Annotated in this window: 8 protein-coding genes; all 8 read right to left on the bottom strand. The window is 73.2% G+C overall.

Translation table 11 applies throughout. The features are described from left to right. Window positions 1–7: 7 nt before the first annotated feature. The 8 genes from ACIQWA_RS07835 to ACIQWA_RS07800 all read right to left on the bottom strand — a co-directional run bounded on the left by ACIQWA_RS07835 (window position 8) and on the right by ACIQWA_RS07800 (window position 12778). Window positions 8–1264, bottom strand: coding sequence for a lanthionine synthetase C family protein (locus ACIQWA_RS07835; protein WP_402479545.1), 1257 nt, complete (start codon window positions 1262–1264; stop codon window positions 8–10). Continuing rightward, complete coding sequence (locus tag ACIQWA_RS07830) at window positions 1261–4359, bottom strand: lantibiotic dehydratase (protein WP_402479542.1); 3099 nt, start codon at window positions 4357–4359, stop codon at window positions 1261–1263. The genes ACIQWA_RS07835 and ACIQWA_RS07830 overlap by 4 nt, the downstream gene beginning before the upstream one ends. Before the next feature lie 80 nt (window positions 4360–4439). Further along, window positions 4440–4598, bottom strand: a complete 159-nt coding sequence (locus tag ACIQWA_RS07825) for an FxLD family lanthipeptide (protein ID WP_402479540.1) — start codon at window positions 4596–4598, stop codon at window positions 4440–4442. Between the two features lie 181 nt (window positions 4599–4779). Then, entirely contained in the window at window positions 4780–7095 is a 2316-nt protein-coding gene (locus ACIQWA_RS07820) for a Helicase associated domain protein (RefSeq protein ID WP_402479727.1), read from the bottom strand. A 21-nt stretch (window positions 7096–7116) separates the two neighbouring features. Continuing rightward, window positions 7117–9027 carry a glycoside hydrolase family 15 protein gene (locus ACIQWA_RS07815; RefSeq protein WP_402479537.1) on the bottom strand — a complete coding sequence of 637 codons (1911 nt, stop codon included), beginning with the start codon at window positions 9025–9027 and terminating at the stop codon, window positions 7117–7119. 221 nt (window positions 9028–9248) lie between these two features. Continuing rightward, a complete protein-coding gene (locus ACIQWA_RS07810) occupies window positions 9249–9761 on the bottom strand; it encodes a hypothetical protein (protein ID WP_402479534.1) in 513 nt (170 codons plus the stop codon). 29 nt (window positions 9762–9790) lie between these two features. Continuing rightward, window positions 9791–11305, bottom strand: coding sequence for a Mur ligase domain-containing protein (locus ACIQWA_RS07805; RefSeq protein ID WP_402479531.1), 1515 nt, complete (start codon window positions 11303–11305; stop codon window positions 9791–9793). Window positions 11306–11395: 90 nt separating this feature from the next. Further along, complete coding sequence (locus tag ACIQWA_RS07800) at window positions 11396–12778, bottom strand: glutamine synthetase family protein (RefSeq protein ID WP_402479529.1); 1383 nt, start codon at window positions 12776–12778, stop codon at window positions 11396–11398. Window positions 12779–12786 lie beyond the last annotated feature (8 nt).

Raw genomic sequence — 12786 nt, 5'->3', positions numbered from 1 at the left:
TCCTTGGTCAGGCGGTCAGGAGACAGGCGTCCCAGCGGGTCGCCGGGGCGATGCCGGTTGCGGGGGCGAGCAGCGCGAGCGCGGTGCCGGCGGCGCCTTCCAGGAAGGCGGGCCCGGTCGAGGCGAGGAGCCACCGGGCCTGGGCGTCGGGGTCGGTGTGCGGGGGGTGGGTGGTGTCCAGCAGCAGTTCGGCGGCGGACCGCAGCCGGGCTGCGTTGCGCGAGGTGGCGTCGGCGGCGGCGCGGTGGGCGATGTGGGCGAGCCCGGTGTAGCCGTGGCAGAGCGAGATGTCGGTGGTCGCGGCCAGCGAGAGCGGATCGTTGAGGGCGGTGGCCAGGCCGTCCTCGGCGTCCTGGCGCAGGCGGCTGTCGCCGAGGGCCAGAGCGGCGAGCTGCTGGGCGCGGGCGAGGCCGGCGGTGCCGTAGCACCAGCTCGGCCGCTGCGGGGCCAGCGGCCTGCGGACGGTGCTGGCCAGGTGCCCGGGGGCGATCCAGTACGGCCAGGCGTGCCGGTCGCGCCAGCGTTCCAGCCAGGCCAGGATCGTGCCGATCGCCGCCCGCTGTCCGTCCACCTCCACGCCGCGCCGAAGGGCCAGGGCGAGCAGGGCGAGCGGACCGGCGATCCCGTGCGCGAGACCGTTGTTGGCGTGCCCGCCGGGGAAGCGGTCGTCCGGCTTGCCGGACGGTCCGCTGAGGGTCCACCAGCCCGGCAGCACCTCGCCGTCGTGCTTGACGTCGTCGGTCAGACGCACCAGGCAGGCCAGGACGGCGCGGATCGCCTCGCCGTCCGGTGCCCGGTCCAGCAGCACGGAGCCGAGGCCGGCCAGTCCCCGGATGGTGTCGAACTCTGCGAGGGCTGGGAGTTCGCCGCGATCGATTCGGGAGAGCGCCCTCTCACAGCGGCGCCGGGCGTCGGCGGCGACCGCCTGGCCGAGGTGGTCGAGGGCGCGCTGGTAGGAGCCGGGCCGGGCCTGGGCGGCGCAGCCGAGGACGTGGGCCAGGGCGGGGGCGCCGTAGTAGAGGTGGCTGTCCCGTCCGCTGGTGACCTGGGTGTCGGCCGCGACGGCGAGCCAGGCACGGGCCGGTTCCCACGGGCCACGGCCGGCGGTGGCGCGCTCGACGTGCAGCAGGGCGACGCCGGGGGCGCCGGTGGCCAGGGACTGGCGCCACTGCGGGCGCGAAGTCCAGTTATCCGGAGCGTTGTTGGGGTCGGCGAGCAGGTCGGCGATCCGGTCGGACAGCTGGAGGGCGGGGTGCTCGGTCACAGGTCACCGTCGCGGGAGAGGCGGGCGAGGGCGGCGGCGCGGGCCAGGTAAAGGACTTGGGCCTCGTCGTCGAAGTCGATGCGGTGGGCGCGGGCGTAGGAGCAGTGGAGCAGCGAGCCGAGGACGTCGTCCGGCGCGATGCCGGGGGTGAACAGGTGGGGGAAGAACGCTCGGTAGGCGTCGAGGGCCTGGTGGCGGTCGGCCCAGGCGTCCACGATCGCGCCGCCGCCGGGCTGTCCGCGCAGTGCCGCGAAGTCGTCTGCGGGGTCGGCCAGGCGGACGGCCTCGCGGAAGAGGGGCCGGGCGATGGCGGCGGGGGGCGTGGCGGGGACGTTGCGGATGAGCCAGTGGAGTCCGGCGGAGGGTGAGCCGGTGAAGCCGGAGGCGATGGCGACGGCGTGGGCGGTCAGTAGGGCCAGGCGCTCGGGCCGGTCGGGCTGGGACAGGTGGGCGAGGACGGCGGCGGAGTCGGTGCGGAAGACGCGCTCGGCGGCGGCCCACGCCTGGCCGGTGCCCCACCGGCCGTACTCCGGGTACGAGGTGGGGTACACGACCTCGGACAGCAGCCCGGCCCGGTGGAGTTCGGAGGTCCAGGTGCTGATCACGGCGGCGGCCGGGCCGAACCCCTCGGGGCGGGGCAGCGCGATGCGCAGCCGCAGGTGCTGGCGGGGGTCGCGGAACCGCGCGAACCACCAGGCAGGTTGGCCGAGGCGCTCCAGGAGGTCGGGCAGGTGCCGGGTGAGGACCGTGTCCTGGCGGTCGATGTCGCCGTACAGCGAGGCGAGCAGGACCCGCGAGGCGCCCGGGGCGTCGCCGTGGGGGTGTCGGAGGACCCGCGCGGGGGCGGGCTTCGGCAGGCGGGGCCAGGCCGGGGGCCGGGTGGCGGTGACCGGGACGGCGATCTCGTGCGCCCGGCCGCCCGCCCAGCCCAGGTCGGCCGGAGCCGGCGTCTCCACCAGGACGGCGTGCGGCGCGCGGGCGAGGTGAGAGCGCAGCAGCACTCGGTGACCGGTTTGGTCCAGGTCGAGCGGCAGGCCCTGGCTGTCGGCGGCCAGCAGCAGCCGCCGCGGTGCCCGGAGCCGTCCCAGCAGGTCGAGCAGGGCCTTCTCCCACTGCTCCCACGGCGCCCGCGCAGGCGGGAGCTCGGCCGCGGACAGCCGCCAGGCGGCCGGGGAGAGGATGACGCGCCCGTGCCGGAGCCGGGGCCGAAACGGCAGGGCGTGGAGGGCGCCCCAGGAGAAGGCGGTGACCTGCGCGCTCTGGGCGCGGGAGAGTTCGGTGATCAGCCGGGCCATCGGCGAGGTGTGTGAGCGCAGGTTCAGGGCGTGGGTGGCGGACGCCTCGATCCGGCGACCGTGCTCGGGGTCCGCCAGGTACATCCGTCGCCCGTCGCAGCCCACCGCCAGGTCCTCCAGCCGCAGGACGTCCTTCCCGCTCGGGTGGTGCTCGCCGAGGCTGACGACCAGTTGCCCGGTCGCCGTGCTGCGGGCCACGTGCCCGGTCGCCGCGTCCAGCGGAGGGCAGGACAGCTGTGCGGCGACCGCCCGGTCGTCCATGGTCGGCAGGCTCGTCAGCACGCCGGTGAACAGGGCCTGGTGCCTCGGTTCCAGGAGGTGGAGGAAGCGGCCGGTGGAGACCCCGGCGGCGCGGGCGACGGAGACGACCTCCAGCCAGAACTCGCCCCGGTCCAGGGCCTGCCGACTGGCGGCCTGGAGGGCGGCGACGATCTCCAGGTGCGGGGGCAGGCGCGGCCCCTCGGCGGGGCCGAGGTCGAGCGCGTCCAGCAGCCGGTCGTCCAGGACGACCTCGCGCTGGCCGTCGAGTGCGGCCCGCTGGGCGAGTGCGGCCAGGACCTCGTCGCGGTCGCCGAACCGTGCTGGCTCGGCAGGCCGGGCACCGGGGTAGCCGTCGGGCCAGCCGATCCCCGCGTCCGAGACCATGTCTCGCAGCAACACCAGTGAGCCTCGTCCGTACCTCTCGTAGAAGCGCTGGTGGTAGGAGCGCCAGGCCGCCGACCCGTACGGCAGCGGGCTGAGCCGGGCGAGCAGACCGGCCGCCTTCGCGGCTTCGTCGGCCACCGCCCAGGGCAGCACGAGATCGGCGTCCAGGCGCACGTCCACGGCTGGCACCGGGCGCTCGCTCGTGCCGGGCCTCGCGGCGGCCATCGCGCGGGTGATCTGCGCGCGGGCGGCTCGGCTGGGCGCCTGGGCGTGGGCGCCGATCGCATGGTCGGCGGCGCGCAGGTCGGCGAGCAGGGTGGCGGCTTCCGGGACCTCGTCGGCGCCGGACTTCTCCAGTTCGGCCAGCAGGTGGCCGAGCGGGTCCGCCTCCGTGGCCGGAGCGTGGAGGCTGGTGATCAGCGCACGGTGGGTGACCAGTTCGGCGAGCAGGCCGTCGATCCGCGCGCGGGGCGTGCTCGGGTACTCGTCGTACAGGCGCAGGGCCAGGATTGAAAGCGGTACTGGACGGCGGGCGGCGGCGAGGGCGAGCACGACCGCAGGGGTGAGGCGCAGGTTCACCTCCACCGCGCCGGTGCCGCCTCGGGGCCGCTCCAGCGGCTGGTGCGGGACCACCAAGCGGTCGCCGCGGCCCACGACGGTGTCGTTCGCCACCACCATCAGCCGTTCAAGCACCGCAGGCATGTGCTCCAACTCGCCGATCAGTTGGGCGATCCAGCTGGCCTGGGCCCGAGCGACGGTGTGGTGGTCGTCGCCCCAGCGCAGGTCGGCAGCGGGTCCGAAGGTTGCGGCTTGGACGCCGGCGAAGTGTCCGAACGGGGTCGGTCGGCGGCTCGCGCGCAGCAGGTAGCGGGCGGTGGACAGGGCGGCGTGGCGCACCTCGCGCGGCTGCGGCTGCTCGTCGGAGACCAGCCGTTCGACCTGGCGGGCCAGGACCGGGCTCGCGAGGGCGAGCGCCTCGGCGGTGCCCTCGTCGGCCCACACGACGCGCAGCCACTCGATCTGCTGGGCGGCGAGTTCGGGGCTGGCGTCGGTGAGGTCCGGCCAGGCGGGGACCGGCAGACCGGGACGGGCGACGGCGCGCACGAGCGCCACGTCGGCGGCGCGGTAGTCAGCTGACCGGGCGGAGCGGCGCATCTGGGGACCTCGGTGGTAGTCGGGCTGGTGGTCGGGCGGTGGTGCCGCCGGACGGGTGTCCGGCGGCACCACCGGGTCGATCAGTGGAAGCCGGTGGTGCAGGCGCCGCAGGTGCTGCCGCAGCCGTCGTCGGTGAGCACCTCCAGGCTGGCGGCGTCGGTCAGCTCGACGAGCGTCACGTCGAGGTCGAAGTCGTTGACCAGGGCGGCCGGCGCCGCGGTCTTGATCTCACGGGTCATGGTTCTCTCCTTCGGGTTTCCCTTGCGGGGCCTGGCCTCGGGGCGCGGAAGCGCGCCCCGCATCACCAGGAGTCAGTGGGGGCGACCACGTCGCCCGCGGTCGGTAGGTCCACGGGCGGCAACCGGTCGGCCGTGCACGCGGGGGCGTCACGGCTGGTCGCGGTGACCGAGTGCGGGATCGTCATTGCGGACGCCCTGGGGACGCCGACGGTTGGACACCCAAGTCGAGCAGCTCCTTGGTCTGTTCGACGGTCAGCCGTCCGTCGCGCATGGCACGGCGCTGCGGGAAGAGCCAGCTGGCCAGTTCGATCCCGTCCGGGGTGACGTAGTTGTACGGGAGCCGGACATGGCCGTGCTGCGCCCGGAACTCGCGAAGGGCCTGGATGTTGCGCTGGCGCTTGTACTCGTCGCCCGTCAGGTGGAAGTTGCGCTCCCGCACGAGCTTGGCGCGTTCAGCCGGCATGGTGCCGGCCCGGTAGAGCTGGAGTTGGCTCATGCGCCAGGCCCCCAGCTTGAGGCCGGTGGCGGTCACGTGCTTGACGGGCACGAGGGGGTGGCCGTGCTCGTTGGAGAAAGCCAGCCAGGCGGCGAAGTGCTGATGCCATTGGTGGTCGCGCGAGTTGACGATGAAGCCGAGTGCCCGCAGCTCGTCGGCCCGGTCCTGGGGTAGGTCGGCGAACGCCAGCCGCCGTGTGCCGACCTGGGAGCCCAGAGGCCGACCAGCCGGGTTCACGTAGGTCTGCGGAACGTTGAGATGGCCGAACTCGCTGCGGAACTCCGTCAGGTCGCTGACGAACAGCTCCCACTTCGAGTCGTACTTGTTCCATACGATGCCGAGGGCTTCGAGCTGGCCGACTTCCTCGGCTGTCAGCAGCTCTTTGGCGTGGCGGTTGCGCTGGTACTCGAGCCAGTTGCCGACTGCGAGATCGTCAGGTGTAGTCCAACCGCGCGGGATGTCGATGTGCCCGTGCTCGGCGTGGAAGGCCGCAGTCGCTGCCAGGAACTCCTCCCAGGGGGCAGTCGCGGACCGGATAACCTGCAGGGTGATCGCTGACGCGAAGCTGGGCGGCACCTCGATGCCGGTCACCGAGAGCCAGTCGGGCAGTGCGTGGGCGGTGCTGCCGGCCCCTTGGTAGCTGTCGTGGCCCAGGGATCGGCGCATGGAGGCCAGGTCCACCGCGAGGTCGTCGTCGTGGGAGGCCATGGCCCTTACGACCCCGAAGGCGGTGGAGTACGGCGATGTGTCGAGGGCCTCGACGGGATCGTCGTCGGGTCCGAGGAGGACCGGGGTGAAGAACAACGCCTCCTTCTCGACGGTCGGGTCCGGCAGGCGCGCGGCCCGGCCGAATGCCTGGACGTAGTCGATCGGCCCGCGCGGTGACAGGAAGGCGACCGAGTCGATCTCCGGGATGTTCACGCCTTCGGTCAGGACGTGAGCGTTCGATACGACGACCAGGCCGGGGACGTCCGAGCGCAGGTGGTCCAGGATCTTGTCCCGCTGGGCCACACTCTGGCCCCCGTGAACGTGTCCGGCCCACAGGGCCGGTGGGCGTTCGTCGGCCGGCAGCAGCTCCAGCGCGCGGTGCAGGGTGCTGGAGAACCACCTGGCGTCGGCGATGGTGCGGTGGTAGGTGACCATGCGGCGGGCACCGAACTGGGTGGCGGCCCGCAGCAGAGCGACCTGCGTGGCCAGTACCGGGGCGGAGATGGCGCTGGGGCCGGTCGACAGGAACTCGGGGTCGGTGGCGGCCGTGGCCAGGCGGTGGACCTCGGAGTCGGTGATGACGGGCATGACCAGCCGATACCTGGCCAGGATCTTGAGCTTGACCGCCTGACCGAAGGAGAGGCGGTGTCCGACCCGGCCGAACACCTTCTCGTTCTCCATGCTCAGGACCCTGCTGAACTCGTCCGCCGCGCGGGTGGCGATGTTCTTCAAGGTCGCCGTCATGTTGAGACGACGAACGGCGGGGATGAGCGCCTGGTCGTGGACAGCTGCCCAGGTTCGGTCTTCCCAACCAACGGTCCGGTGCGCTTCGTCGATCACCAGGACGTCCCAGGCCGGCATCCCGTGGTCGGCGTGCGCGCTGATTAGCACCTCCAGGCTTTGGAGGGTGCAGCAGACCGTCACCTTGCCCGGCCGTGCGACCTGCTCGGCCAACTGCGCGGCGTCGGAGAGGACCAAGGCTTCGGCGGCATCGAGACGGGCCTGGAAGCGGGCAAGCAGCCGGCTGTCGGAGCACACGGCGATGACCCGTCCAAGGCTCGCCCGTCCGAAGGCCCGGTCCAACTCGTCGAGGGTCTGGGTGATCAGTGCGAGGCTGGGGAAGGTCCGCAGCACGCGGGTCGGGGCGAAGTGCTCCGCGATCGAACCGCTTGTACGGGTCTTCCCGGTCCCGCAGGCCATCGTCAGGATGACCCGGTCCTCGGAGGAGAGTACTTGGGTGATGTCCTCCATGGCCTGGAGCTGGTGAGGCCGAAGAACTGTTTGACGCAACATCATCTCCGTCGTGACTTTGCTTTACGGCTCGATGCCCGCCAGCACTGCCGGGGTGCCGTCGATGACGGCTTCGTCGGCGTGGCCGGTGCGCTGGGGCGGTAGTAGGCGGGGCGCGGCCTGGGCCAGGCAGGAGTCCGCCAGGGCCAGCAGGGAGAACGCCTGCGGGTAGTTGCCGAGTTGGCGGCGGTTGACCGGGTCGTATTCCTCGGCGATCAGGCCGAGGTCGTTGGGCAGGAGGAGGAGCCGGTCGAGGAGTTCTCGAGCCTCGCCGGTGCGGCCGATCGCGGCCAGGGCATCGGAGAGCCAGAACGCGCAGGGCAGGAAGGCTCCCTCGCGCCCGGCGAGGCCGTCGACGTTCACGCCCTCCCGGTCATGGGTGAGGTAGCGGTGTACCAGGCCCTCTGGGGTGGACAGTTCGCGCTGGACGGCCTCGACGGTGGCGATCACCCGCTTGTCGTCGCCCGGCAGGAAGCCGAGGACGGGGATGAGCAGGAGCGCTGCGTCGAGGTCCTGGCCGCCGTAGTACTGGGTGAACACCCCGCGCTCGGGGTCGAGCCCGTTCTCGCACACATCAGCGTGGATCTCGTCGCGCACCTGCTGGAGGTGGCGCACCATGGCCTTGGAGACGGTGCGTCGGCGCGCGAGGAGGGTGGCGGCGCGATCGAAGAACACCCAGCACAGCACCTTGGAGTGGGTGAAGTGGCGGCGAGGTCCGCGGACCTCCCAGATCCCCTCGTCGGGCTCGCGCCAGCGCTGCTCCAACTGCTCAGCCAGCGCGAGCAGCAGACTGTCGGCAGCCGGGTCGGGCTGGAGGCCGGCGTCCTCCGCGACGAGCAGGGCGTCGGCCACCTCGCCGTAGACGTCGAGCTGGAGCTGGCCGTGGGCCGCGTTGCCGACGCGCACCGGCCGGGAGCGTTCGTACCCGGGCAGGTGGTTCAGGACCTCTTCGTCCACGGGGGGCTTGCCGTCGACCGTGTACAGCACCTGAAGGCTATCGGGGTCCACGTGGCTGGTCAGCCAGTCGCGCCAGGCGCCCGCTTCCTCCAGAAAGCCGAGGCGGGCCAGGGTGGCGGCGGTCAGCGCGGAGTCACGCGGCCATACGTACCGGTAGTCCCAGTTGCGCTCGCCGCCGATCTCCTCGGGGAGCGAGGTGGTGGGCGCCGCGATGATCCCGCCGTCCATGTGGCACATCGCCCGCAGGGCGACCGTGGCCCGAAGTACGGCGTTGTGGTGCGGGCCTTGGTAGGTGCAGCGGGAGGACCAGTTCTGCCAGCACTGGACGGTGCGCGCCAGTTCGTAATGGCCGTCGGGTACCTGCGGAGTCTGGGTGCGGGAGGGCTGCCAGGTGAGGGCGAGTACGACCTTCTGGCCGGCGGTGACCTCGAAGTCGGCTCGGCTGCTGCCGACCGCGCCGGGGCTGTGGCGGGGTCCGTCGAGCACGTAGGTGTCCCGCAGGAGGGTCGCGGTCAGGCGGGCCCGGCCGTGGTGCTCAGCACGGTGGACGGTCGGGACGAGGGAGCCGTAGCCGGGGCGGGGGCGGAACTGGGAGGCGACGCGGACGGTGCCGCTGATGCCCTCGACGATGCGCACGATCTGGGCGGGGGCTCGGCCGTGGTCGTCCGGGGCGGGCATGAAGTCGATGACGCGAACGCAGCCGCTGGGGGTGTCCCACTCCTGTTCGAGGATCAGGGAGTTGTCGCGGTAGCGGCGGCGTGTGCAGGGCTTGGGTGCGGTCGTGTCGTAGCGGGCGGGTGCCAGGCGCCAGAAGCCGTGCTTCTCGTTCCCGAGCAGGGCGGCGAAGACAGCCGGGGAGTCGGGGCGCGGCCAGCACAGCCAGTTGATGGTGCCGTCGCGGGTGACGAGGGCGGCGGAGCGGGTGTTGCCGAGCAGGGCATGGTCCTCGATCGGCGGTGCGGACAGGGCACGGGGCACGGAGTGGTCCTGACGTGGGTGGGAATTGGTGCGTGGGAGCGCCGGAGGGTGCGGGCGCGCAGACAAGTCGGAGCTGGTCGTGGTGGGAGACCTGGTCGATCACGCGCAACGGCGCGGTGCGGGGGGTCTGTTGGGTGGTGCGGTCCGGTCACCTCCTCTTCCCTGGGTTGTTGGGGTGCGGCCCTGGCCCGAACGGCCGCCATGGGTGTGGTGCGGGGTGCTTACGCTGTCTGTTTGCCGGCTGGGGCGGCGTGGCGGAACGGCTCGGCAGGCCAGTCGGGTTTGATGTCGCGGAGGAGGACCAGGCCGGCCAGGACGGCGGTGATGCTCGCCTGGATCTGGGTGCGGACACCCAGCCGGACGCGCAGGCCCCTGTCGTACTCGCGCACCGTGTGAGGGGTGACGTCCAGGTCGGCCGCCAGTTCCGGCGCGGTGCGTCCGCCGACCCATCCTTGAAGGATCCGCTGCAGGCGTCCGGGGAGCCGGAAGTCAGTGGTGGGCGGGGTGTGCGGGCCGGTCACGATGCTGTGAGCGGCGCCCCAGGCGACCAGCTGCGGCACGGTGCGCGTTCCCGTCGTGCTCAGCAGGGCGCGAACGGCCTCGTCGACGTCGGCGGGGGCGAGGGCGAGGATGGGGTCGACCGTGATCGTGCGGGGTTGGGCCTCCGCGGCGAGGTGGCCGAGCAAGCGTGTCTCGCGTTCGGAAAGGGCGTGTGGGGGCAGAGCGGTGTTCATCGGGGCACCTCCGGTGGTCGGTGGGTGGGTCACGGGCGGCCGGTGGTTCGACTGAGGTAGCCCAGCAGGCGGTGGCCGAGCCCGGCGGCGTCGCCGGTGCCGATGACGAGGACCAGGTCGCCGGGCTCGGCGAGGTCGGCGATCTGCTGCTCTGCGCTTGGATCGCACGGGCCCACGCGCAATCGAACCAGCGCGCTGGTTGGCTGCGCGGCCTCGGCAACGGCGTCCAGCGGGTCGGGGATGTTCAGCACGGTCAACGGGGTGGCGACCGGCAGCAGGACGACGCGGTCGCCTTCGCGGCCGGCGGCGAGGGCCTTGCCCAGTTCGGTGGCGTGTGCGCTGGTACGGGCGATGCCGTCCGGCTCCAGCACGACGATGAGGTTGCCCTCGGTGAGCATCCGGGCGGCCTGCACGTCGGCGGCAACCTCTTGGGGGTGGCGGGCGCGGGAGTCGCACACGGTGATCCGTGCTTGGGTGCCGGCTTCGGTCAGGGACCGCTCGACGCCCTTGAAGGCAGCCAGGCGCTCGGCGATGGCCCCAGGGTCCTCTCTGGCGACCAGGGCGGTGGCGATGGCGGCGCAGGCAGCCAGAGCGTGGTGACGCCCTGCGAGCGGCACGACGAACTGGTGCGTGGTGCTCTGGTAGCGGAGGGCGAGGAGGTGTTCGCGGCCGAGCCAGCGGGGGGAGAGCACCCACACGTCGGCGCTCTCGTCGAGGCCGACCGTGACCACGGTGGGGCCGGGCTTGGGGCGGTCGCAGAGCCTCTCGTGGAGGATCTTCGCGCCCTTGTCCCAGAGCGGCAGGACGACGGTGGCGGAGCTGCGGGCGAGCCGGGTGGCGGCGTCCAGGGCTTCGATGGTGTCCTCGAAGTGCGGGGCGTTCGCGGCCACGGCGGTGATCAGTGTGAGGGCGGGCGACGGCTGGCGGTAGGCATGCTGGTGGTGCTGGCGGTGGGTCCAGGACCCCGGCGGTGCGGCCTCGTGTGTACCGGTGTCGGGGCACAGGTCCACGACGAGGCGCCGGCCTCCGCCCTGCCCGGGGGCGGTACCGGCGGCGGGGGCGTTGAGGATCCAGCCGGTGGAGCCGTCGTTCAGGGCGGCGGCCAGGACGGCGGTGGCGGTGGCGGTGTCGTGGCTGCCGCCCACCGCCACCAGCGGCCGGCCGGCGGCGGCGCACAGCATGGCGAGTGCGTGGGCGCGGGCGAGCACCGGCACGCCGAGGGCCTGGGCGCGGTCGAGTTCGGGGTGAGGGACGGCGACCACGCCGGACCAGACCACGGCCGTGCGGTCGTTGCGGATGCTGTCGGCGGTGAAGCCGACCGTGGCCTCTACGCCGGCCGCGCGCAGACGGGCGGCGGCCGGGCTGTCCTGGTCGGCGCGGTCGATGCTGGCGGTGACGTCCAGACCGCGGGAGGCCAGCCACAGGGCCAGGCCCTCCATGCCGGAATCGGTGACGCCGACCAGGTGGGCCTTGACCAGCAGGTCGGGCACGGCACGGGCAGGCGTGGTGTCGGTCTTCGCTTGGGGTTGCACGAAGGTGTCCATAGCGGGTCTCCAGCGCAGGGGGAACGGTGGTGGGGGTGGAACCGGGACGGCCGCGGGCCCGGGGGTGTGGCTCCGCGGCCGTCCCGGGGCTCAGGCCTGGGCGAACCCGCGCGCCAGCTCCGCGTCGGTGACGCGGCCGGCGTGGTGCTCGACCTCCAGCCAGGCGAGCGAGACGAGGTGGTCGACGACGCGTTCGCCCAGCAGCTCGCGGGCGGTGCGGCTGGCCTCGAACCGCTCGACGGTGGCCCAGGGGTGGCGGGAGAGAACCCGGGCGTCGCCAGCCCACTGGGCATCGCCGGTGACGGGCATATCGGGCGCGAGCTTGCCCGTGATGCCGTGTCGGATCGAGGCAAAGGCGGCGGCCAAGGCGAGGTAGGGGTTGGCGTCCGCACCGGGCAGACGGACCTCCAGATGGAGGCTGGGGCCGTGGCCGACCACCCGCACCGCGCAGGAGCGGTTGTCCCGCCCCCACACGAGTTTCGACGGCGCGAACGGCCCGCCGAGCCGCTTGTGGCTGTTCACGTACGGCGCCCACAGCGGGCCCATCTCGGGCAGCGCCTCCAGCAGCCCGGCGACCGCCTGCCCGCCCGCCTGCGACAGGGCGCCCGCGTCCTGCTCAGAGGCCGTCACCGGCTGGTCGCCCTTCCACAGGGACAGGTGCAGGTGCATCCCGGAGCCGACCCCGTCGCTGGGCGCGGCCATGAAGGTGGCCGCCAGCCGGTGCTGCTCGGCCACCGCCCGCGCGGCGTGCTTGAACAGCACGTGCTGCTCGCAGGCCGCAGGTGCCGGTCCGTAGGGGAAGGTCACCTCCACCTGACCCGGGGCGCTCTCGAACTTGAGCGCCTCGACGGGCAGTGCGGCCCCGGCCAGGGCCTGGCGCAGCGACCGGGAGAAGTCGGCCGCCGGGCCCGGCCGGTCGAGGGCGTAGTCGCGGTTGTCCCAGGTCACCGGGCGAAGCCCGCGCCAGCCGGCCGCCGCAGCCTCGGAGACGGTGCCCTCGTACAGGAGGAACTCGGTCTCGATGCCGACCCGCGCCTCGAATCCCAAGTCCTGCAGCCGGGCGAGCTGTTCGTCCAGGACGGTGGCCGGGGACAGCGGGTGCGGCCGTCCGCCTTCGAGGGGGCGGGCCAGCACGAGCGCGCTGTTCGGCTCCCACGGGATCACGCGGGCGTGGTCGAGGTCGGGCAGCACGGCGATGTCGCCGAAGCCGGACTCCCAGGAGAACTCGCCGGCGGGCAGGGGCGCCATGCCCAGGTCCGTGCCGAGCACGTAGCCGCACATCTCCGGGGTGACCGGGCCGGACTCCAGGCGCCGCAGCAGCGTGCGGGCGTCGTGCTCCTTGCCCTTGAGCCTGCCCTGCGGGTCGACGGTGGCCAGCAGCACGGTGTCGAGGCTGCGGGAGGCCACCAGCTCGGACAGTGGGCCGCGGGGAGAAGGCAGCGACGGTCCGGTCAGAGGGCGGGCTGTGCGCATCGCGGGTG

The organism is Kitasatospora sp. NPDC098652, from assembly GCF_044760155.1.
Lineage (GTDB): Bacteria > Actinomycetota > Actinomycetes > Streptomycetales > Streptomycetaceae > Kitasatospora.
Note: the sequence above shows the minus strand (reverse complement) of the source record. Positions and strands in the feature narration are given on the sequence as shown.